Here is a 22,777-nt window from a genome sequence, read left to right as displayed (position 1 = left end):
TGGTCGTGCATGGATTGAAGCGCTGCAAATCCCCGTAAACCCGTCCTTGTGGCACCCCTGCCGCGTCATATTCGCCAAGGGCGTAGCCCACAGCCTCCGCCCAGCCACGCCCCGTAGACTGGCTATATGTCAATACCTGCCGCCAGTTCACCGCTCAAGGCCGTCCTCTGGGATATGGACGGGACCATCGTGGATACCGAGCCGTACTGGATCGCCGCCGAGCGGGCACTGGTTGAGGCGCACGGAGGAACCTGGAGCCACCAGCAGGCCATGCAGCTGGTTGGACAGTCACTGACTTTTTCTGCCGGACTGTTGCAGCAGGCGGGTGTGGAGCTGGAAATCCGCGACATCATCGACGCCCTGACGGCCCAGGTCATCAGCAGCGTCCAGCAGCAGGTGCCGTGGCGGCCCGGTGCCCGTGAGCTGTTGGAAGAACTCCACCAAGCCGGGGTCCGGTGCGCCTTGGTCACCATGTCCGAAGGTCCACTGGCCCGGGAGGTGGTGGCCAACCTTCCCAGGCCTTACTTCGACGTGCTGGTCACCGGTGACACCGTTACCCAGGGCAAGCCGCATCCGGAGGCCTACCTGACGGCAGTGGAGTTGTTGCAGGAAGCCGACCCCGAGCTCGGCATCCACCATTGCGTCGCGCTGGAAGATTCCGTGCCGGGCGTGGCTGCAGCGGTTGCCTCCGGGGTCGCAACGGTGGCAGTGCCGCACATCGTTCCCCTGCCCGACCATGAGAGCTACGAGCTCTGGGACTCCCTGGCCGGCCGGTCACTGGGAGAGCTGGAAGCCCTGCTGGTGGGTGCGGGTCCAAAAGGCCTCGCGGCACCCGCTTCGGGTGATCCCCGTGGCTGAGCACAGCACGAAGCCTGGCACCGGCCAGGAGGCCCCCGGGCGCCGCGAAGGGATCCCGCTGGGACGGATCGCCGGCGTCCCCGTGGTCCTGGCCTACTCATGGTTCGTCATTGCGGCCTTCACGGTGATCGTGTACGGACCGGTACTGGCACGGAACAACCCCGTGCTGGGCGCCAGTGCCTACGTCGTCGCTTTCGCCTACGCCGTCCTGCTGTTGATCTCTGTGCTCGTGCATGAACTGGCCCACGCCCTCACCGCGAAAATCTACGGCTGGCCCACCCAGAAAATCGTCCTGAACCTCTGGGGCGGCCACACCCAGTTCGAGAGCTTCACAGCTTCCCCGGGGCGCTCGGTAGTGGTGGCCCTTGCCGGACCGGCGGCCAACTTCGTCCTGGCCGGGGGCGCGTGGCTGGTGCTGGGCACCAACAGCCTGGGGAGCGTCGCCGAAATCCTGACGAACATCTTCATGTGGGCCAACTTCCTCATCGGCGTCTTCAACATCCTTCCTGGCCTTCCGCTGGACGGGGGCCGGATGGTCGAGTCCATCGTCTGGAAAGCCACCGGCAGCCAGGCCAAGGGCACCGTTGCCGCCGGCTGGGGCGGGCGGATCATCGTCCTCGCCATCGCCTACTGGTTCCTGGTACGCCCCTTCCTTGCCGGTGACAGCCCGGACTTCAGTTTCCTGATGATCACCATCCTTGTTGGCGGCTTCCTGTGGATGGGCGCGTCGGCGTCCATCCAACAAGGGACACTGCGCGGCAGGCTCCCACTGGTCAGTGCCGCGGCATTGTCCATGCCCGCTGCCGGCCTGCCTGCGACCGCAACCGCCGGAGACGCCCTGCGCCTCTCGGAGGGAGGGGCAAGGGCAGTGGTGGTCTGCGGACCGGACGGACGGCCGCAAGCCGTGGTGGACCCGGAGGCACTCCAGTCAGTCCCCGCTGCCGCGGCGGATTCGACGCCGGTTGATGCCGTTTCCTTCCCGCTCGCGGGCGGCGCGTACGTTCCCGAGTGGTCCAAGGGACAAGAGCTGGTCCAGTTCCTGTCCCAGGTTGCGGGCCGCCACTATGCGGTGGTGGACCACAATGGACAGGTCACCGGACTGTTGACGCAGGAAGCCGTCCTCGCAACCATCACCGGCAAGAGTCCGCGGAACAATAGCTCCCCTCAGGGCCAGAACCGGTAGAGTTACCTGCCGGTCATGCATTGCCGCCGCCAACGCCAACTGGCGCCCCGAGGGACCAGGGGAGCGCGGCACCACCAGGTTTACAGGAGCGAGGAAAAATCATGAGCAGCGAAACTGCCGTCAACGACGCCAAGGGTGCAGCACCATCCAGTGTTGCCGCCAGCGGCTCGCAGCCGGTGGGAGCCGCCCGTCGCCGCGGCCCTTTCCGCGAGGGCGAACGCGTCCAGCTGACCGACGAACGCGGCCGGATGAACACCATCACCCTGGAGCGTGGCGGCGCTTTCCACACCCACCGCGGCTTCCTTAATCACGACGAGATCATCGGCAAGGTGGATGGCTCCGTCGTGGTAAACAATGTGGGCCAGCAGTACCAGACACTGCGCCCGCTGCTCTCCGACTTCGTCCTCTCCATGCCGCGCGGCGCCGCCGTCGTCTACCCCAAGGACGCGGGCCAAATCGTCACCATGGCGGACATCTTCCCCGGTGCCCGCGTGGTGGAAGCCGGCGTCGGCTCGGGTGCCCTGTCCATCTCGCTCCTGCGTGCGGTCGGCGACAACGGCTACCTCCACTCCTTCGAACGCCGCGAGGAATTCGCCGACATCGCCCGCGGCAACGTGGAAACCATCTTCGGCGGCCCGCACCCTGCGTGGCAGATTTCGCTCGGCGACTTCCAGGAGGAAGTGGTCAAGGCCGAGGCCCCCGGCTCCGTCGACAGGGTGGTCCTGGACATGCTGGCACCCTGGGAATGCCTCGACGCCGTGGCCACGGTCCTCGCCCCCGGCGGCGTGTGGATCAACTACGTCGCCACCGTCACGCAGCTCTCCCGGACGGCTGAGGCCATCCGCGCCGACGGGCGCTTCACGGAACCCGATGCCTGGGAGTCAATGGTCCGCGGCTGGCACCTCGAAGGTTTGGCGGTACGCCCCGACCACCGCATGGTGGCCCACACCGGGTTCCTCCTGGTCACCCGCCGGCTCGCCGACGGGGTCACCGGAATCTCCGTGAAGCGCCGTCCTTCGAAGACCGAATTCAACGAAGAAGACGTCAATGCCTGGACCCCCGGTGCCGTAGGGGAGCGGGCGGTGTCGGACAAGAAACTCCGCCGGGCCGCCCGCGACGCCATTGCCGGCACGAACGTCGTGGACACCCCCGAGGTTACGAACTAGTCCATATTTCGGGAGTCTCCATCCCTACCCGCCTTCTTGGGACTAATGTCTTAAGAGAAGCGCAGGAAGGGGCTGATACATCATGGAGACTCCAAACCAGGACTCCGGACGTACACCGGCAGAGCAGTCTGCCGCCAACGACCTCTCGGTTGCTGACCGCCAGGTCAACATACTTCGGGACAAGCTCAGGCACATCGACCGCCAGCTCGCAGCGGCAACCCAGAACAACACCAAGCTGGTCACCATGCTTGAGACCGCGAAAGCGGAAATCCTGCGGCTTAAGAACGCCCTGGACCAGGAAGGACAGCCGCCGTACAGCTTCGGCACCATCCTGCAGATCAATCCCAAACGGCAACCCGCCCCGGGCAGCAGCGGACAGGCCGCCACCGAGGAGTCAGTGGACATTTTTAATGCCGGCCGGAAGATGCGGGTGGGCATCAGCCCCCTGGTCAACATCAACCAGCTGGCGGTCGGGCAGGAAGTACTGCTTAACGAGGCGCTCCTGATCGTCGCCGGGCTCGGCTATGAGCGGGCCGGCGAGCTCGCCACGTTGAAGGAGATGCTGGGACGCGACCGCGCCCTGGTGGTGGGCCGTGCGGACGAAGAACGCGTCGTCCGCCTGTCCGGCGCCCTCCTGGCCGAAAAGCTCAGGGTCGGCGATGCCCTTTCCATCGATTCACGCACCGGATATGCGCTGGAAAAGGTTCCGCGTTCCGAGGTGGAGAACCTGGTCCTTGAGGAAGTCCCGGACATCACCTACGAGGACATTGGCGGCCTCGGGCCCCAGATCGAACAGATCCGCGACGCAGTCGAGCTGCCGTTCCTGCATCCGGACCTCTACCGGGAGCACGGGCTGAAGGCCCCCAAGGGCATCCTCCTCTACGGTCCCCCCGGCTGCGGCAAAACGCTGATCGCCAAGGCGGTGGCCAATTCCCTCGCCGCCCGGGCGGCAGAGCGGTCCGGGAACGTGGATCTCAAGAGCTACTTCCTCAACATCAAGGGGCCCGAACTCCTTGACAAATATGTGGGCGAAACGGAACGGCACATCCGGCTGATCTTTTCCCGCGCCCGTGAAAAGGCTTCCGACGGCAGCCCCGTAGTGGTCTTCTTCGACGAGATGGACTCGCTGTTCCGAACCCGCGGCACCGGGATTTCGTCCGACGTCGAGACCACCATCGTGCCCCAGCTCCTCAGCGAGATCGACGGCGTGGAACGCCTGGACAACGTGATCGTGATCGGTGCGTCCAACCGTGAAGACATGATCGACCCCGCGATCCTCCGGCCGGGCCGGCTGGACGTGAAGGTCAAGATCCAGCGCCCGGACGCGGAAGCCGCCGCAGACATCTTCAACAAATACATCACACCCGACCTGCCGTTCCACGAATCGGACCTGGCCGAACACAACGGTGACGTCCAGGCGACGGTAGACGCCATGGTCCAGCGCACCGTCGAAGCCATGTACTCCACGGACAAGTCCAACGAGTTCCTGGAGGTCACCTACGCCAACGGTGATACCGAAATGCTCTACTTCAAGGACTTCAACTCGGGCGCCGTGGTCCAAAACGTGGTGGACCGGGCCAAGAAGTACGCCATCAAGGATTTGCTGACCTCGCACCAGAAGGGACTGCGGATCGAACATCTCCTGCGCGCCGTGGTGGATGAGTTCCGCGAACACGAGGACATGCCCAACACCACCAACCCTGACGACTGGGCGCGCATCTCCGGGAAGAAGGGCGAACGGATCACCTACATCCGAACCATCGTCCAAGGCAAAGCCGGGCAGGAGCCCGGGAAGTCGATCGAAACCATGCCCACCACGGGACAGTATCTGTGACGGGTGCATCAGGACCCGCCGTCGGGGACGCCCTCCCTGCCGGCGGGGCCATGCGGGTGATGGGAGCGGAAACCGAATACGGCATCCATGCTCCCTCGGCACCCTCGGCCAACGCCACCATGATGAGTGCCCGCGTTGTCCAGGCCTATGCCCAGGTCACCCGGCAGCGGGCCGCCGGGGGAGCGGAAACCCGGTGGGACTACACGGATGAAGAACCCCTGCACGATGCCCGGGGCTGGACGGTGGACCGCGGATCGGCGCATCCCAGCCAGCTGACCGACCAGCCACCGGTGCTTGACGCCGAGTCCGTAGCGTTGGCCTACGGCCGTGAGGAACTTGAGCTCGACGGCCAGGACGAGTCCGGGTCCCTGTTAATGAACATGGTCCTTGGCAACGGGGCACGGCTGTACGTTGACCATGCCCACCCGGAGTACTCAAGCCCCGAGGTCACCAACCCGCGCGATGCCGTGGCCTGGGACGCAGCGGGCGACCTGGTCGCCCTGGCCGCTGTCCGGCGCCTGGCAGCGGACCCTGCCCTTCCTCCGGTCAATCTCTACAAGAACAACACCGACAACAAGTCCGTTTCCTATGGGTCGCATGAAAACTACCTCATGCCCCGATCCGTACCATTTGGCGACATTGTCCGTGGACTGACACCCTTCTTCGTCAGCCGTCAGGTGGTGTGCGGAGCCGGACGCTTGGGACTCGGCCAGGACAGTTCCGTCCCCGGTTTCCAGGTCAGCCAGCGGGCCGACTTTTTTGAGGCGGAAGTCGGGCTGGAAACCACCATCCGCAGGCCCATCATCAACACCCGGGACGAGCCGCACGCCACCGCGGACAAGTATCGGCGCCTGCACGTGATCATTGGGGATGCCAACCTCAGCCAGGTGTCCAACTACCTCAAATTCGGTACCACCGCCCTGGTCCTCAGCCTGATCGAAGCCGGGCTGGCACCAAAAATCGAGGTCTACGAGCCTGTTACCGCACTCAAGACGGTCAGCCACGATACGTCGCTGACCGCCAAGCTGCGCCTCCTGGACGGCCGTCGGGTGACGGCGCTGGACCTTCAGTGGATGTACCACGAGGCCGCCGCAAAACTTGCGCAGGACACCGGCGTGGGTGACGCCGTGGATGGCGACGGCCACACCCACGACGTCCTGGAACGGTGGGCTACCGTCCTGACGCAGCTGGACAACGACCGCACCGCGGCTGCGGGGTCGGTGGAGTGGCTGGCGAAACTCTCCCTGCTGGACGGCTACCGGCAACGCGATGGACTGGAATGGAGTGATGCCCGGCTCGGCTTGGTGGATCTGCAGTGGTCCGACATCAGGCCTGAAAAAGGCCTGTACTACCGCATGCTCGCCAGGGGCCGGATGCAGCGTGTGGTGGACGACGCCGCCATCGCCGCCGCAGTGGCGGAGCCTCCGGAGGACACGCGGGCGTTCTTCCGCGGCAAGTGCATCAGCAGCTTCGGCAAGGACGTCGTGGGCGCCAGCTGGGATTCGGTGATCTTCGACGTACCGGGTTACGGACGGCTCCAACGCGTGCCCACCCGGGAGCCCTTGAGGGGAACCAAAGAGCTGACCGGAGCGTTGTTTGAGCGCTACCGGGAAGCCGGACCGTTCCTGGGAGAACTGCTGGGACACAACAGCACTCCGCCTGCGGCGTAAACCGCGCCGGAATGCCCGTCCCGTGGCAGGATGGGGATATCGGAGGATCCGCCGGATCCGCCGGAAGAACGAGGAGGGAAACCGATGGCAGGCCAGGAGCAACAGCAGCCGCAGTCACGTGACAGCCAGGTCGAAGACGACATTCCCGAGGCACCCCCGGCACCGCCCGAGGCGCAGGCATCGGCGTCGACCGAAGGCGTGGACGACCTCCTGGATGAAATCGACGGCGTGCTGGAATCGAACGCCGAAGAATTCGTCCGGGCCTTCGTCCAAAAGGGCGGCCAGTAACCCGGACCCGATGGGTGGCGGAAGCCGCGGCAGGCCGGAATCTGTACCGACGTTGAGGTACCACGTTCAAGGAGTGATGAGTGCAGGAATCAACCGCCAACCAGGTAGCCGCCAACGCCACCTCGTCCTTTACCGAGCATCTGCAGCGGGACCGGCCGGAGCTATTGCCCTTTAGCCGGTCCTTCTCCGGCAGCGCGTCAGCGGCTGCCCCCGTGCAGGTTCCCCACGCCACCACGATCGTAGCGATGAGCTACACCGACGGTGTCCTGATGGCGGGCGACCGGCGGGCCACCATGGGCAATGTCATTGCCAGCCGGCACATTGAGAAGGTTTTCCCCGCCGACCGCTTCTCGGTCCTTGGCATCGCCGGAACCGCAGGAATTGCTATCGACCTGACCCGGCTCTTCCAGGTTGAACTTGAGCACTACGAAAAGATCGAGGGCACCCAGCTCAGCCTTGAGGGAAAGGCAAACCGGCTGGGCGCCATGATCAGGGGCAATCTGCCCATGGCATTGCAGGGCCTGGCAGTGGTACCGCTCTTCGCCGGCTTCGACACTGGCGCCAACGTGGGCAGGTTGTTCTCCTATGACGTCACCGGGGGCAGGTACGAGGAACACGAACACCACACGGTGGGCTCGGGTTCAGTCTTCGCCCGCGGGGCCTTGAAGAAGCTTTGGCGGCCCAACCTCACCGCCGCCGAGGCGCTGTCCGTGGCCGTGGAATCCCTCTACGACGCGGCGGATGATGACTCCGCCACCGGCGGTCCGGATACCGTCCGGCAGTTGTGGCCGGTGGTCTATACCGTGGACAGGACGGGCGCCCGGCGGGTTCCGGACGCCGAACTATCGGCCGCGTCGCGGAACATCATCGAATCCCGCACCATCGCCGGACGGGAGGCCTGAGATGACGCAGCAGTTCTATGTCTCGCCTGAACAGCTGATGAAGGACCGCGCGGACTTCGCGCGGAAGGGCATCGCCCGCGGCCGCTCGGTGGTAGTGATCAGCTGCGCGGACGGCATCGCGCTGGTCGCCGAGAACCCTTCCCCGTCACTGCACAAGATCGGCGAGATTTACGACAAGATCGCTTTCGCAGCCGTAGGGAAATACAACGAATTTGAAAGCCTCCGCCAGGCAGGTGTCCGCTACGCCGACGTCCGCGGCTACTCCTATGACCGCGAGGACGTCACCGCCCGCGGGCTGGCCAGCGTGTACGCGCAAAGCCTCGGAGCAGTCTTCACCGCCGAGCAAAAGCCCTTCGAGGTGGAGCTTGCCGTCGCCGAGGTTGGCCCCACCCAGGCCGACGACCACCTGTACCGCCTGACCTTCGACGGCTCGATCGCAGACGAACACAGCTTCGTCGTCATGGGTGGGCAGGCCGAGAAAGTCTCCTCCGCCATCGACGCCGGCTGGCAGGCCTCCCTGGGGTTCGCCGACGCCGTCCGCCTGGCCCTGAAAGGGCTGACCCCCGCCGCGGACACGGACCAACCGCCCACCCCGCTGCCCGCAAGCGCCCTCGAAGTGGCGGTCCTGGACAGGCGTTCCGAAAGCTCCCGCGGGACACGGCGCGCCTTCCGCAGGCTGAACGACGCGGACATTACGGCATTGCTGGCCTAGGAGGACCACATGGACAAGAGAATCTTCGGTATCGAAACCGAATTCGGGATCTCGTATTCAAGCCCCGATTCGAGGCCTCTTGCTCCCGAAGAGGTGGCGCGGTACCTCTTCAGGAAGGTGGTCAGCTGGGGACGCTCATCCAATGTTTTCCTCACCAACGGTTCCCGGCTCTACCTCGATGTTGGATCCCACCCCGAGTACGCCACCGCCGAGTGCGATGACCTTGCCCAGCTGATCGCCCACGATCGCGCGGGCGAGCTGATCCTCGACGACCTCGTGGACGAAGCCCAAGCCAGGCTCGCGGCGGAGGGCTTCAATGGCACCGTTTATTTGTTCAAGAACAACACGGACTCCGCCGGGAACTCCTACGGCAGCCACGAGAATTACCTCATCCCGCGGCGCGGGGAATTCTCCCGCCTCGCGGAGATCCTGATCCCTTTCCTGGTGACCCGCCAGCTCATCGCAGGGGCCGGAAAGATCCTCAAGACGCCGCACGGAGCCACCTACGCGTTCTCCCAGCGTGCCGACCACATTTGGGAGGGCGTATCCTCCGCAACCACCCGGTCACGCCCCATCATCAACACCCGGGACGAGCCACACGCGGATGCCGAGTTCTACCGTCGGCTCCACGTCATTGTCGGGGATTCGAACATGTCAGAGGCCACAGCGCTCATGAAGGTGGGCACCGTGGACCTGGTCCTGCGGATGATCGAAGCAGGCGTGATCATGCGCGACATGCGGATGGAAAACCCCATCCGGAGCATCCGCGAAATTTCCCATGACCTCAGCGGCAGGGCACTCGTGCGGCTCGCCAACGGCCGCCAGCTTACCGCCCTGGAGATCCAGCAGGAGTACCTCACCAAGGTCACCGCTTTCGTCCAGGAACATGGCGCGCACAACCCGCACGTTCCAGTAATCCTGGACCTGTGGGAACGGACCCTCCACGCGATCGAGACCGGTGATACCAGGAGCATCGACACCGAAATCGACTGGGCCATCAAGAAGAAGCTGATGGACAACTACCGCGAACGCCATGGCCTGGGCCTGGAGGCGCCACGCATCGCCCAGCTGGACCTGACGTACCACGACATCTCCCGCAGCCGGGGCATTTACTATTTGCTGCAGTCCCGCGGTGCCGTGCGCCGGATCGTTGACGATACCGTCATCAAGGGAGCCGTGGACGCGCCGCCGCAAACCACGCGCGCCAAGCTGCGGGGCGACTTTGTCCGCCGCGCGCAGGAGTTGGGCCGCGACTACACGGTGGACTGGGTGCACCTGAAGCTCAACGACCGTGCCCACCAGACCATTCTCTGCAAGGATCCGTTCCGCAGCGTGGATGAGCGCGTGGATGCCCTGCTCGACTCTATGGGCTGACGTCCAGCTTCAGGGTCTATTCTGGATAAGGTCCTTTTAACGGGACCTGCCACGGCATTGTCCGCTGCCATGCGGAATGCCGTATCCATCTTGCCCCGACGAAAGTTTCCTACGTGCGCCGACTACTAGCAATCCTCCTTCCCGGCCTGCTGCTGCTGACCGCCTGTGGAGGCACAGCTTCACAGCCTGAGCCCACCAGCCAGTCCGCCGGGGAGACTGCAAAGTTCGACTCCCTCAAACTCACGGACAACGGGGACAAGAAGGCCCCGGGCGTGGACTTCGACAAGCCCCTGTCCGTCACTGAACCGACCATCAAGGTCGTTTCCCAAGGCAGCGGCGACGCCGTCAAGGCAAACCAGGTAGCCAAGATTTCGATCCTGGCCCTGAACGGCACCGACGGATCCCAGCTGGAGGACACGTTCCCCAGCGAGCCCGAGAGCCTCGAGCTGACCGACGACCTCAAGACCAGCAGCCCGGTCATCTACAACGCCTTCGTTGGCGCGAAGGTCGGATCCAGCCTGGCCTTGGCCGTCCCCGGCCAGCAAAGTGCCCCGTCAGCCAGCCCCAGCCCGTCCGACGGCGCCAGCCCCAGCCCGAGCGCTGCAGCTGATCCCACCCAGTTGCTGATCATCAAAGTCATTTCCGCTGCCGACTCCACGCCCGTCCTGGACAAGCCCCAAGGCGAGACCGTGACGCCGCCTCCCGGCCTGCCCACCGTGACGGAAAAAGACGGCAAGCCGGAAATCAACGTTGCGGGTGCCCCCGCGCCCACATCCCTCGTATCGCAGGACCTGATCAAGGGCACGGGCGCCACCGTCAAGGAATCCGACACCCTGACCGTGAACTACGTTGGCGTCAACCTCGCCGACGGCACAAAGTTTGATTCCAGCTTCGACCGCGGCCAACCGGCAACCTTCCCGTTGACCGGTGTCATCAAGGGCTGGACCCAGGGCCTGGCCGGCAAGACGGTCGGCTCCCGTGTCCTGCTCGTCATCCCCAAGGACCTGGCTTATGGCGACGCCGGCCAGGGCCAGGCGAAGGGTGACCTTGTCTTCGTAGTGGACATCCTCGGGGTCAAGTAGCAACACTTACAAGGAGGCCGCATCCTTTCGCGGCACCCACCAGTACACTCACGCAGAGGAGCAAGCATGTCGTTTGGACAGCGGGAATTCGACCGCCAGAAGCCCGAGATCGATTTTCCGGAAGGCGACGTCCCCACGGAACTGGTCATCACCGACATCATTGAGGGCGACGGCCGGGAAGCCCAGGCGGGCGACACCGTCTCCACCCACTATGTTGGCGTGGCCTGGTCCACGGGCGAAGAGTTCGACGCCTCATGGGGCCGCGGCGCACCGCTGGACTTCCGTGTCGGCGTCGGCCAGGTCATCCAGGGCTGGGACCAGGGCCTGCTGGGCATGAAGGTCGGCGGCCGCCGCCGCCTCGAGATCCCCTCAGAACTGGCATACGGCTCCCGAGGAGCCGGTGGAGCGATCAAGCCCAACGAGGCGCTGATCTTCGTTGTGGACCTCGTCGGGGTCCGCTGACTTTCAGCACACCGCACCAACCACAGGCGCGGCAGCACGGGGATGTTTCCCGGTGCTGCCGCGCTTTCGGTTTAAGGCGGAGGAGTTTAGTAACGTAGCCAAGGTGTCCGTATCCCGCACTGAACGACTCCTCAACCTGTTGATCGCGCTCCTGAATACCCGCTATGGGCTGCGGCGCAGTGAACTGCGGGAGAAGGTCTACCACGACGCCTCCGGCAACGACGTTGCATTTGGACGGATGTTCGAGCGCGACAAAAACGACCTGCGGGCGATGGGCTTCGACGTCGAGACCCTCACGGACACCGGCTGGAGCGAAGACGACCCCGCCACCACGCGCTACCGGATCGGCAAGGAATCCAACAGGCTCCCCGACGTCCAGCTGGCACCAGAAGAATGGACCGTCCTGCTGCTCGCCTCGCAGCTCTGGGAGCGGGCGGCCCTGGGCGCGGCGGCCCAGAGCGCACTTCGCAAAATCCAGGCCTCCGGACAGCTGGCGGACGTTGAACTGCCCGCCGGTGTCCAACCCCGGATCAAGCCCGCCGGACAAGCCTTTGATGACATCGTCACCGCCATGCATGCCCGGCATCCGGTCAGCTTCACCTACCTGGCCGGCAGCACCGGCAAGGAGGAAGAACGGGTGGTGGAACCCTGGGGCCTTGGCAGCCGCTTTGGCCAGTGGTACCTGATGGGGAAGGACCGCATCCGCAACGCGCCCCGGCATTTCCGTCTTTCCCGGTTCACCAGCGCCGTCACGGTACTAAGCAAAGACCAGTACGCCCCGCCCGCGGACTTCAGTATCCGCGCCGCATTGGACCGGCTGCCTGAACTGCCGCTGCGCGCCGCCGTCGTGGACGTCAGGAAGGGGCGCCTCCTCGCCTTGCGGAGCCGTGCCGGAGCCGCCGCAACGCAGGTGCCGGGCGGACCGCCCGCCGACGGCTTTGACCGGCTTGTCCTGGAATACCGGGATCCGGAAGTGCTTGCCGAGGAACTCGCCTCCTACGGGCCGGACGCGCTGGTGGTGGACCCGGAAGACCTCGCCGCTGCCGTGCGCCGCCGGCTTAGGGCCGCCGCCGCCTTCAGCGCCGCACCCATCCCCGCCTACACGTTCGTCGACGTCCACGCCCGGGCCGCCCGCAAGCGGACCTCCGAGGACCAGCTCAAGCGCATGCTCCAACTGGTCCCTTTCCTGGTCCACAACCAGGGCCTGCACATCCAGGATGTCGCAAAGCATTTCGGGATCACCCGCGAGGAACTGGAGGCTGATCTCCAGATCCTCATCTGCTCCGGGCTGCCCGAGGGTTACCCGGATGACCTGCTTGATATCCAATGGGAAGACGGCCACGTCTTCATTTCCCAGGATCTGGACTTGAAGCGTCCCGTCCGATTCACCGTGGAGGAAGCCTGCGCACTGCTGACGGGCCTCGAAACGCTCAACGGCCTGCCCGACCTGCCCGGCGGCGGTGCACTGGAATCGGTCACCCTCAAGCTGCTCGCCGCAGCCGGTGAGGAAGGCCTCCAGGCGGCCTCCATTGCCGGGCCCCAGGTGGCACCAGCAGACGCCGACACCCATGCCACCATCCGGCAGGCCATTGAAACCCGCTCCCAGCTGCGGCTGACCTACCTCTCGCCCCAGCGGGACGCGGTCACGATCCGGGATGTCGACCCCCTACGGCTCTATTCGCTGGACAACACCTGGTATTTCGAAGCCTGGTGCCACAGCGTGTCAGGACTTCGGAACTTCCGCCTGGACCGAATGCAGGAGGTGCACCCCAACGGCGCACCTGCAGGCCGCCACGCCACGCCCGGCGGCGGCGTGCCCGCCAAACTCTTCACCCCCAACGACGACGACACCACAGTGATCATCCAGCTCACCCGGCAGGGGAGGGGCCTGGCGGACGACTATTACGCGGAGCGCACCGCGGAATTGCCCGACGGCGGCCTGGTGGCCGAGATCAGGTTTGGCAGCACTGCGTGGCTGCCCATGTTCGTGGCCCAGCACGGGGGCACGGCCAGGATCCTGGCGCCGGCGGAACTTGCCGCGGCGGCAAGCGAGTGGCTCGCGGCGTCGCTGGCAACCTACGGCGGATAGACTTCCAGCATGCCTTGGTGGTCCTGGATCCTGATATGGATAGCGCTTGTTGCGGTGTCCCTGCTGTTCTATGTCCTGTTGGGCATCCGCCTTTACCGCCAGTTCATGGCTACGGTAAGGGACCTCAGCGAGGCTGCCGCCAGGCTGGGAAGCCTGGGTCCGGCCGGGTTGCCGGAGGAGCCCGCCGCTCCATTAGGTGTCGCGCCAGGTTCGGCCGTTTTTGCCTCGCCCGCTGTCATGAGACATGATTACGAGGCATCCAAATCGGCCAGGCAGGAAGAACGCCGCCGCCGTCGAGTGCAGCGCAAAAAGGACCGGGGCCAGCCGCAGGCGTTCGGAGATCTCGACTTCACATAGAAGTAGGATGTATTTAGAGGAAAGGATTTCCCGTGGGAAGACTCTTTGATGGCCCCTGGCCAATCGTCATTATCATCGTCGTAGCTTTGCTTCTTTTCGCCGCCCCCAAGCTTCCGGCCATGGCCCGCAGCCTGGGCCAGTCAATGCGGATTATCAAATCCGAGGTAAAGGAAATGAAGAACGACGGAAAAGCCGAGCCCCCCGAGCCCTCCGGGCCGGTGGAAGGCACCATCGTGAACCATCCCAAGGCGAAGCCCGGTGAGCCGACAGACGGCACTGACGTTCCGCCGTCGACCCGCGCCTGACCTCCCGTGGCACTGTCGCGGGCCCGTAAAGCCAACCCAGAGGGACGGATGTCCCTCTGGGAGCACCTCAAGGAGCTGAAGAACCGGCTGATCAAGTCGGCCATCGGCGTCGTTATCGGCGGCATTGGGGGCTGGATACTTTACGATCCGCTGTTGAAGGCGCTGGCCGAGCCGGTCAACAGGATCTCCGATGAAACCGGCGGCCTGGCCGCCATCAACTTCGGGACCATCGCCTCACCCTTTGACTTCAAGCTCCAGATGTCGCTCCTCATTGGGGCAGTGATCTCCAGCCCGATCTGGATCTACCAGCTGTGGGCGTTTATCACTCCCGGCCTGACGTCCAAGGAACGCCGCTACACCCTGGGCTACATGGCCGCCGCCATCCCGCTGTTCCTTGCCGGCATTTGGGTGGGGTGGCTGGTGGTTCCCCAGGTGGTGCATGCGCTGACGCAATTCACCCCCGCAGGCTCCTCAAGTGTGATCGATGCACGCACCTACATCGAATTCGTCACGCGCATGGTGCTGATGCTGGGCCTGGCGTTCCTGGTTCCGGTGGTCCTGGTCGGCGTCAATATGGCAGGCCTTGTGTCCGGCCGCACCATCCTCAAAGCGTGGCGCATCACGGTGTTCCTCGTCTTCGTCCTGGCAGCTATCGCCGCCCCGGGCGCGGATGCCATCTCGATGTTCATGCTCGCCGGGCCCCTGCTGGCGCTGTTCTTTGCCGCCATTGGGATCTGCATCATGAATGACAAGCGGCGTGACCGCCGCCAGGCCAAGCAGGTTGCCGAAACCGAGGCCACCGCAGACGTAGCCACCCCGAGCAGTGAACTCAAGAAGCTCTAGCCTGCCGCTAGGCTTGGGATATGTCTTCCAACACCGGGCCGTTCTCCACCGGGCCCACCGATTCAGAAGAACTGTCTCCCGCTGAAAGGTACCGTGCCAGCGCCGAACGCAGGGCTGAAGCCGCCACGTACCTGGGACAGTTTTCCGGAACCCTCGAGTTCGAGCTTGACGACTTCCAGCGGCAGGCCTGCCGTTCACTGCAGGAAGGCAGGGGAGTCCTGGTGGCGGCCCCCACCGGCGCGGGCAAAACCATCGTTGGCGAGTTTGCCATCTACCTGGCCCTGCAACGTGGCCTGAAGGCGTTCTACACCACGCCCATCAAGGCGCTCAGCAACCAGAAATTCAGCGAGCTCGCCGCGAAGTACGGCGCGGACAACGTGGGGCTCCTTACCGGCGACACCAGCATCAACGGCGACGCGCAGGTGGTGGTGATGACCACCGAGGTCCTCCGGAACATGCTGTATGCCGACTCTGCCACGCTTGGCGACCTTGGCTACGTGGTCATGGACGAAGTGCACTACCTGGCCGACCGGTTCCGCGGGGCGGTCTGGGAAGAAGTCATCATCCATCTGCCCAGCGAGGTCCAGGTAGCTTCGTTGAGCGCCACCGTCTCCAATGCCGAAGAATTCGGGGCGTGGCTGGACACCGTGCGCGGCGACACAGACATCATTGTCTCTGAGCACCGGCCGGTACCGTTATGGCAGCACGTCATGGTGGGCCGCCGGATCATGGACCTGTTCGCCGGCGAAACCACCTTCGACGAGATCGCCCCGCCCGGTGGGGACGGAATCGATGAGGCGCCCGCGCAGGCCAAACCCCGCGAAGACGCCAAGGGCCGCGGCTTTGACGTCAACCCTGAACTGCTTGATGTGGCACGCCGCGAAATCCAGCAAAGCTTCCGGAGCCGGCAGGGACCGGGAAAGCGCGGCCAGCGCGGCCGGCGCGGCGATGACCGCCCGGTCCGTGGCAGCGAACCCGCAGGGGTGCGCAGGGCCAGCCGCCCCCAGGTGATCGCCAGCCTCGACCGGATGGACCTCCTGCCGGCCATCACCTTCATCTTTTCCCGTGCCGGGTGTGAGGGGGCAGTCGCCCAATGCGTCGCATCCGGCCTGTGGCTTACCACGGAGACCGAACAGCGGATCATCGCGCAGCGGGTAGACGAAGCCGGGCAGGACATCCCACCGGACGACCTTGATGTCCTGGGCTTTTGGACCTGGCGCGACGGACTGCTCAGGGGTTTCGCTGCCCATCACGCCGGAATGCTGCCCACTTTCAAAGAGGTGGTGGAGAAACTCTTTGCCGACGGACTGGTCAAAGCCGTCTTCGCCACGGAGACCCTTGCCCTCGGCGTGAACATGCCCGCGCGTTCGGTGGTGCTGGAGAAGCTGGACAAGTTCAACGGTGAGGCCCACGTGGACATCACCGCGGGCGAATACACCCAGCTCACCGGCCGCGCCGGCCGGCGCGGCATCGACGTCGAAGGCCACGCCGTGGTGCTGTGGCAGCCCGGGACGGACCCGACGGCGGTCGCCGGCCTCGCCTCCCGGCGCACCTACCCGCTGAACTCGAGTTTCCGGCCCACCTACAACATGAGCATCAACCTGCTTGCACAGTTTGGCCGGTCCCGGGCCCGCGAAATCCTCGAATCGTCCTTTGCCCAGTTCCAGGCCGACCGCTCCGTGGTGGGTCTCGCCAGGCAGGTCCGAAGCAGGGAAGAATCCCTTGCCGGTTACGCCAAATCCATGACCTGCCACCTGGGCGACTTCACCGAGTACGCCCGGCTGCGGAGGGAATTGTCGGACGCCGAGAACGCCACGTCCCGGACCAAGTCCCGTGTGCAGAAGTCGCTGAGCGACGACTCGCTGGCCCGGTTGCTGCCCGGAGACGTGGTCAACGTTCCGGGTGGACGCGCGCCAGGACCCGCCGTCGTCCTCAGTTCCGACCACGGCAGCCGCGAACCGCGGCCGGCCGTCCTCACGCTGGACAACCAGCTCCGGCGGATCGGCACGGACGACCTTGAGGGTCCCATCGCGCCCGTAACCAGGATCCGGATCCCCAAGTCCTTCAACGCCAAGGTGCCCAAGTCACGCCGGGACCTCGCCTCCTCGGCGCGGAATGCGCTGCGGGAGAACCGCCCACCCGCGCCCGGCCAGAACCGGAACCACGACTTCGGCCGCGGAGCGGCGCTGCCCAACCAGGAAAAGCGCATTGCCGATCTCCGGCGTGCCCTCCGGGCGCACCCCTGCCACGGGTGCAGCGAACGGGAAGACCACGCGCGGTGGTCCGAGCGCTGGTGGAAGCTGCGGCGGGAAACGGATGGCCTGGTCCGGCAGATCCAGGGCCGTACCAATACCATCGCCAAAACCTTCGACCGGGTCTGCGACGTGTTGTCCGCTTACGGCTACCTGGAAGACACGGGAGACGGCCGGCTTGTCATCAGTCCCGACGGGCAGCGGCTGCGCCGGATCTACGGCGAGAAGGACCTGCTCATCTCCCAGTCCCTGCGGCTGGGTGCCTTCGACGACCTTGACGCCACAGAGGTGGCAGCGCTGGCCAGCGTCCTGGTGTACCAGGCCAAGCGGGAGGACCGGGGACTGCGGCCACGGATGCCCAGCGTCTCGCTGGAGACCTCCGTGGACATCGTGGTCAGGGAGTGGTCCGCCCTGGAGGACGTGGAGGAGGAGAACAAGCTTCCGCTGACCGGCGAACCCGAACTTGGACTCGTCTGGCCGCTGTACAAGTGGGCCCGGGGACGGCATCTGCAGGATGTCCTGAGCGGGACGGACCTCGCCGCCGGCGACTTCGTCCGTTGGGTCAAGCAGGTTGTGGACCTGCTTGACCAACTGGCCAAAATTCCCGGCCTTGATCCACGCCTGTCCCGGCTGTGCGTTGAAGCCATCACCCTGATCCGCCGCGGCGTCGTCGCTTACTCGTCTGTTCTCTGACCTTTCTACCCCGCCGGCCGGCGTCGGCCTGTTCACACCCCAGGAGTCCTGCCCACCATGCCCAATCCCGCTGCCACGTCCCGCCCCGCTCCGGTCCTGTACCGCAACGGATCCGTCTACACCGCTGCGGACCCATTCGCGACAGCCATGCTGGTGGATGGCGACACCGTCGCCTGGGTTGGTTCTGAACAGGCGGCTGCGTCCATCGCCGACAGCTCGATGGAGGTCATCGACCTCCGCGGCGCACTGGTGGCACCGGGCTTCGTGGACTCGCACATGCACCTGACGGAAACCGGCATCGCCCTGGACTCCCTGCAACTCGGCTCAGCAATGTCTGCCCGGGAGCTCCTGGACGCCGTCGCCGGCGCTAAGGGCGAAGGCACGGTGTTGGGGCACGGCTGGGATGAGACCACATGGGCGGACCCCACGCTGCCCACGGCGGACGAATTGGAGCGGGCGGCCGGAGGCCGGCCGGTCTACCTTTCCAGGGTTGACGTGCACTCGGCGCTCGTCTCACCGTCGCTTGCCCGGTCCGCGGCCCTTCAGGGCCAGGACGGGTTCGACGGCGGAGCCAGGGTCATCCGGGCAGCCCACGCCGCAGCGCGGCTGGCCACACGGAAGCTGCCGGCCGGGGCCCTGAAGCAGCACCAGGCCCGCGCCCTGGCCGAGGCTGCCGCCAACGGGTACGTCGCCCTCGCCGAGATGGGGGCGCCCCACATCGGCGGCCTGGACGATCTCAAGAGCGCCGTCGCATGGAACGCACAGGATGCATCGGCCCGGCCGGTTCCCGAAATCCTGCCGTACTGGGGCGAGGCGGTATCTTCCGAGGAGCAGGCCCGCGCCCTCGTTGCGCAGTTCGGCGGTGGCATCCGCGGGCTCGCCGGGGACCTGAATATTGACGGATCGATTGGCTCCCGGACTGCCGCCCTGCGGGCCGGTTACAGCGACGCGGGCCACGAGCGCGGCGCTGCGTACCTGGACGTCGAGCAGACCGCAGCCCATCTCGCCGCCTGTTCTCTGGCCGGTATCCAAGGCGGTTTCCACGTGATTGGAGACGCCGGGCTGGACGTTGCCCTGGAGGCGCTCGACCGTGCCGCCCAAGTGGTCGGCGCACAGCGGGTGCGTGCCGCCGGCCACCGCTTCGAGCATGTTGAAATGGTGGATGCCGCCGCCGTCGAAAAACTGGCTTCCTATTCGGTGACTGTGAGCGCCCAACCGGCGTTCGACGCAGCCTGGGGCGGACCCGGCGGGCTTTACGAGCAACGACTGGGGGAGCGGAGCCGGTCCATGAATCCGTTCGCCTCGTTCTACTCAGCAGGGGTCCCAGTCTGCTTTGGCAGCGACAGCCCGGTGACCCCGCTGCGTCCTTGGTCCAGTGTCCGCGCGTGCGTGGAGCACCACAACGAGGGCGAAAGAATTTCCGCACGTGCCGCGTTCCTGGGCCACACCCGCGCCGGCTGGAGGGCCGCCCGGCACACCAACCCGATGGCCGGGCAACTCGTCCCCGGAGCCCCGGCAAGTTTCGCCGTATGGGAGGTGGAAGAACTGATGGTCCAGGTGGCTGACGGCCGGGTCCAATCATGGAGTACGGATCCGCGTGCCAGGACCCCGCTGCTGCCGGCGCTGGACACGGGTTCGGATCCCGTGTGCCTCCAAACCGTGAAAGACGGAGCCGAACTGTTTGCCAGCCCGGCCTTGCGTTCCTGAGCCAGGTTTCTACCGCCCTATAATGGGTAGTTGCGCCCACCGCCGGCCAGCCCGGCACCAGGTGCTCCGACCACTTCCACCAGGAAAGGCCCTTCGTGCGCGTCCTTACGATCATTCCCACCTACAACGAACTGGAATCGCTGCCCAAGACGCTCCAGCGCCTGCGGACGGCTGTTCCGGCGTCGGACGTACTGGTGGTCGATGACAACAGCCCCGACGGTACCGGCACCCTGGCCGACGGCTTCGCCGCGGAGGATCCCCAGGTCCACGTCCTGCACCGCAAAGGCAAGGAAGGCCTTGGGGCGGCCTACATCGCAGGTTTCAAGTGGGGACTGGAAGCCGGCTACGACGTCCTCGTCGAAATGGATGCCGACGGCTCGCACCAGCCCGAACAGCTCCCGCAACTCCTTGAAGCCATTGAGCAGGGCGCAGACCTGGCCATGGGCTCGCGCTGGGTCCCCGGCGGCAGCGTGGTCAACTGGCCGCTGTACCGGCAGGCAATCTCCCGTGTGGGCAGCACGTACGCCCGGCTGATGCTCGGCCTCCGGATCAAGGACGTCACCGGCGGCTACCGCGCCTTCCGCCGAAGCACTTTGGAAAAGCTCAACCTGGACCAGGTGGATTCGGTGGGCTACGGCTTCCAGGTGGACCTCGCTTGGCGCGTCGCCAAACTCGGCCTCCGTATCGAAGAACGCCCCATCACCTTCGTCGAACGCGAACTGGGCGCCTCGAAGATGAGCGGCAACATCGTGGTGGAAGCCATGATCAACGTCACCAAGTGGGGACTCGCGGCTCGCTGGAACACGCTCGCCGGCAAAGTGAAAAACACAAACTCGTAGCCCTTACCACGGTTAAAGAAAGGGGGCGTCCCCGCACTGGAAGTGCGGGGACGCCCCCTCGTTTTTGCGTGGCCTAAGCGGAGCGGCGCTCTCCACGGCGTTCGCGCAGAATGGTGAGGCGGTCCTCAAGGATCTGTTCCAGCTCAGGAAGGGACCGGCGTTCCAGCAGCATGTCCCAGTGGGTGCGGACTGCTTTGTCGTTGCTCGTATCCGGCTTTTCGCCGTCTACCAGGAGCGCTTCCTTGCCGGTCTTGGAGACCCATACCGGAGGAATTTCCGCCTCGGAGGAGAACGTGACGAAGACCTGCTCGCCATCCTCGCAACGGTACTCGACCCGCTGGCGCGGAGCCGGCTCAACTCCGGACTCGGTCTCCATGCTCTGCGCACCAAGGCGCATGCCCCGCAGGCTGCGATCGCTCATGATTTCTCCCTCTGGTCGGTTCGCGGATGAAAACTCCGCGACTGCCGGTGGTGACGATGCGCCGCCGGACTCTTGTGTGCACTGTGCTGCATCATTGGATTCAACGCATTGCGAAGCTGTGTTGTTCCAGCTGGTGGTATCCTGCCGGACAAATACACAATTATACGGGCCTTTTGCCGCCGGCACCAAAACAGGGAGGGGCCCGCGGCGCGGGTCCCTCCCTGTTTCCGGGTGTGGTTAGGGCTCGGTCCGCTGGGCCGGTACGTCGTCGAACAGTCCGTTCGCCGCCTGTTCAGGTGCGTTCCCTCCCAAGGCGCTTCCGATTCCCTTCAGGGCCTCACCGACTTCACTGGGGATGATCCACAGCTTGTTTGCCGAGCCTTCGGCCAGTTTCGGCAGCGTCTGGAGGTACTGGTAGGCCAGGAGCTTCTGGTCCGGGTTTCCCTTGTGGATCGCATCGAAGACCTTCTGGATGGCTTGCGACTCGCCGTCTGCCCGGAGGATGGCGGCTTTGGCCTCGCCCTCGGCCTTGAGGATGGCGGCCTGCCGCTGTCCTTCAGCGGTAAGGATGGCGGACTGCTTGGTCCCCTCGGCGGTAAGAATGGCGGCGCGCCGGTCGCGTTCGGCACGCATCTGCTTCTCCATCGAGTCCTGGATGGAGTGGGGCGGATCGATTGCCTTCAGCTCCACCCGGGACACGCGGATGCCCCAGCGGCCCGTCGCCTCATCAAGAACGCCGCGGAGCTGCCCGTTGATCTGGTCACGCGAAGTCAGGGCCTCCTCGAGGTTAAGCCCGCCCACCACATTGCGCAGCGTTGTCGTGGTGAGCTGCTCCACCGCCTGGATGTAGTTGGCGATCTCATAGGTGGCGGCTCGTGGATCGGTGACCTGGAAATAGACCACCGTGTCGATGGACACCACCAGGTTGTCTTCCGTGATCACCGGCTGCGGTGGAAAGGAAACCACCTGTTCGCGCAGGTCCAGCAACGGCAGGAGCCGGTCCACAAAAGGAATCAGGATGGTCAGCCCCGGGTTGAGCGTCCGCTGGTATTTGCCCAGGCGTTCAACGACGCCGGCACGTGCCTGCGGGATGATCCGGACCGACCGGACCAAAACGATGATGACGAACACGATCAGGACCACCAACACAACGGCCAGTGCGGTTCCGCCTGCGTTTTCCATAAAACTCCTTATCCCCCAAATGTCAGGCTGTTTCAGGGCCGGTGGCCGCCGCCGGCGGCACCGAAACCACTGCTGTTGCGCCGTCAATGGCCGAGACGACCACTTTCTGGCCTGCGGGAAGAACTCCCGCGGCGGAGCGTGCGCTCCAAATATCGCCGCCGATTTTCACCAAACCGCCGTCCGAGGTCACGGCCTCCATGACGATTGCGGGTTCGCCGATGAGGCGGTCAACGTTGGTCCGCTGCTCGGACGGGCCCTTTTTCAGGTGCGAGAGTGCCACCGGCCGCACGAACGCGACCATGAGCAGGGATACGATGCAAAAGACCACCACCTGGAGCCACGGTTCGGCGCCGGCAAAGTCAGCTGCCAGGGCGGCAAGAGCGCCGCCACCGAGCATGATGAAGAATAGGTCAAGGGTGATCATCTCGATCACGGCAAACCCCAGGAACGCCGTGAGCCACAGCGCCCACCAGTTCTCCCCAAGCCACTCGAACATCCTGTTTCCCCCTTCGTCACGGGGGAGCCGCGTCTGCGGACCCGCCTGCAACTGTCTTTTCA

21 protein-coding genes are annotated in these 22,777 nt (G+C 65.2%); 18 read left to right on the top strand and 3 right to left on the bottom strand.

Features of this window, described 5'->3' with window-relative positions; translation table 11 throughout:
* The first annotated feature begins 126 nt into the window (after positions 1–126).
* The 18 genes from DC347_RS04695 (at position 127) to DC347_RS04610 (ending at position 20,616) form a co-directional block, all read left to right on the top strand.
* Entirely contained in the window at positions 127–858 is a 732-nt protein-coding gene (locus tag DC347_RS04695) for an HAD family phosphatase (RefSeq protein ID WP_109044594.1), read from the top strand.
* Positions 851–2,041 (top strand): site-2 protease family protein, encoded by a 1,191-nt coding sequence (locus DC347_RS04690; protein ID WP_109044700.1) that lies wholly within the window; start codon positions 851–853, stop codon positions 2,039–2,041. Before DC347_RS04695 ends, DC347_RS04690 begins: the two co-directional genes overlap by 8 nt.
* Positions 2,042–2,142: 101 nt before the next feature.
* Positions 2,143–3,207, top strand: coding sequence for a tRNA (adenine-N1)-methyltransferase (locus tag DC347_RS04685; protein WP_018761340.1), 1,065 nt, complete (start codon positions 2,143–2,145; stop codon positions 3,205–3,207).
* An 82-nt stretch (positions 3,208–3,289) separates the two neighbouring features.
* Positions 3,290–5,041, top strand: a complete 1,752-nt coding sequence (arc, locus tag DC347_RS04680; protein ID WP_018761341.1) for a proteasome ATPase — start codon at positions 3,290–3,292, stop codon at positions 5,039–5,041.
* Between the two features lie 50 nt (positions 5,042–5,091).
* On the top strand, positions 5,092–6,711 hold the full coding sequence (gene dop / locus DC347_RS04675; RefSeq protein WP_206073886.1) for a depupylase/deamidase Dop: 1,620 nt from the start codon (positions 5,092–5,094) through the stop codon (positions 6,709–6,711).
* An 84-nt stretch (positions 6,712–6,795) separates the two neighbouring features.
* Entirely contained in the window at positions 6,796–6,999 is a 204-nt protein-coding gene (locus DC347_RS04670) for a ubiquitin-like protein Pup (RefSeq protein ID WP_018761343.1), read from the top strand.
* 80 nt (positions 7,000–7,079) lie between these two features.
* A complete protein-coding gene (gene prcB, locus DC347_RS04665; protein ID WP_018761344.1) occupies positions 7,080–7,901 on the top strand; it encodes a proteasome subunit beta in 822 nt (273 codons plus the stop codon).
* 1 nt (position 7,902) lies between these two features.
* Positions 7,903–8,613 (top strand): proteasome subunit alpha, encoded by a 711-nt coding sequence (prcA, locus tag DC347_RS04660; protein WP_018761345.1) that lies wholly within the window; start codon positions 7,903–7,905, stop codon positions 8,611–8,613.
* A 9-nt stretch (positions 8,614–8,622) separates the two neighbouring features.
* The gene (pafA, locus tag DC347_RS04655; RefSeq protein ID WP_018761346.1) at positions 8,623–9,987 is read left to right on the top strand and encodes a Pup--protein ligase; all 1,365 of its coding nucleotides are present in this window, start codon (positions 8,623–8,625) and stop codon (positions 9,985–9,987) included.
* 113 nt (positions 9,988–10,100) lie between these two features.
* Positions 10,101–11,069 (top strand): FKBP-type peptidyl-prolyl cis-trans isomerase, encoded by a 969-nt coding sequence (locus DC347_RS04650; protein WP_018761347.1) that lies wholly within the window; start codon positions 10,101–10,103, stop codon positions 11,067–11,069.
* Between the two features lie 66 nt (positions 11,070–11,135).
* Positions 11,136–11,531: an FKBP-type peptidyl-prolyl cis-trans isomerase gene (locus tag DC347_RS04645; protein ID WP_018761348.1), complete on the top strand. Its 396-nt coding sequence runs from the start codon at positions 11,136–11,138 to the stop codon at positions 11,529–11,531.
* A 103-nt stretch (positions 11,532–11,634) separates the two neighbouring features.
* Positions 11,635–13,620, top strand: a complete 1,986-nt coding sequence (locus tag DC347_RS04640) for a YafY family protein (protein ID WP_109044592.1) — start codon at positions 11,635–11,637, stop codon at positions 13,618–13,620.
* Between the two features lie 9 nt (positions 13,621–13,629).
* Positions 13,630–13,977: a hypothetical protein gene (locus tag DC347_RS04635; RefSeq protein WP_018761350.1), complete on the top strand. Its 348-nt coding sequence runs from the start codon at positions 13,630–13,632 to the stop codon at positions 13,975–13,977.
* 32 nt (positions 13,978–14,009) lie between these two features.
* Positions 14,010–14,282 carry a Sec-independent protein translocase subunit TatA gene (gene tatA / locus DC347_RS04630; protein ID WP_109044591.1) on the top strand — a complete coding sequence of 91 codons (273 nt, stop codon included), beginning with the start codon at positions 14,010–14,012 and terminating at the stop codon, positions 14,280–14,282.
* 48 nt (positions 14,283–14,330) lie between these two features.
* Positions 14,331–15,125 (top strand): twin-arginine translocase subunit TatC, encoded by a 795-nt coding sequence (gene tatC, locus DC347_RS04625; protein WP_018761352.1) that lies wholly within the window; start codon positions 14,331–14,333, stop codon positions 15,123–15,125.
* A gap of 20 nt (positions 15,126–15,145) precedes the next feature.
* Positions 15,146–18,070 carry an RNA helicase gene (locus tag DC347_RS04620; RefSeq protein WP_109044590.1) on the top strand — a complete coding sequence of 975 codons (2,925 nt, stop codon included), beginning with the start codon at positions 15,146–15,148 and terminating at the stop codon, positions 18,068–18,070.
* Between the two features lie 57 nt (positions 18,071–18,127).
* A complete protein-coding gene (locus DC347_RS04615; protein ID WP_109044589.1) occupies positions 18,128–19,777 on the top strand; it encodes an amidohydrolase in 1,650 nt (549 codons plus the stop codon).
* Between the two features lie 95 nt (positions 19,778–19,872).
* Positions 19,873–20,616, top strand: a complete 744-nt coding sequence (locus DC347_RS04610) for a polyprenol monophosphomannose synthase (RefSeq protein WP_018761355.1) — start codon at positions 19,873–19,875, stop codon at positions 20,614–20,616.
* 73 nt (positions 20,617–20,689) lie between these two features.
* Here DC347_RS04610 and DC347_RS04605 read toward each other — a convergent pair whose 3' ends face one another.
* The 3 genes from DC347_RS04605 to DC347_RS04595 all read right to left on the bottom strand — a co-directional run bounded on the left by DC347_RS04605 (position 20,690) and on the right by DC347_RS04595 (position 22,715).
* Complete coding sequence (locus DC347_RS04605; RefSeq protein WP_018761356.1) at positions 20,690–21,037, bottom strand: RNA polymerase-binding protein RbpA; 348 nt, start codon at positions 21,035–21,037, stop codon at positions 20,690–20,692.
* Between the two features lie 237 nt (positions 21,038–21,274).
* Complete coding sequence (locus DC347_RS04600) at positions 21,275–22,219, bottom strand: SPFH domain-containing protein (protein WP_109044588.1); 945 nt, start codon at positions 22,217–22,219, stop codon at positions 21,275–21,277.
* A gap of 22 nt (positions 22,220–22,241) precedes the next feature.
* Positions 22,242–22,715 carry an NfeD family protein gene (locus DC347_RS04595; RefSeq protein WP_109044587.1) on the bottom strand — a complete coding sequence of 158 codons (474 nt, stop codon included), beginning with the start codon at positions 22,713–22,715 and terminating at the stop codon, positions 22,242–22,244.
* Positions 22,716–22,777: the final 62 nt, after the last annotated feature.

Origin of the sequence: Pseudarthrobacter sp. AG30, from assembly GCF_003116525.1 — a bacterium.
Taxonomy (GTDB): Bacteria; Actinomycetota; Actinomycetes; order Actinomycetales; family Micrococcaceae; genus Arthrobacter.
The sequence above is the reverse complement of the archived record's forward strand: the minus strand, read 5'-3'. Positions and strand labels throughout refer to the sequence as shown.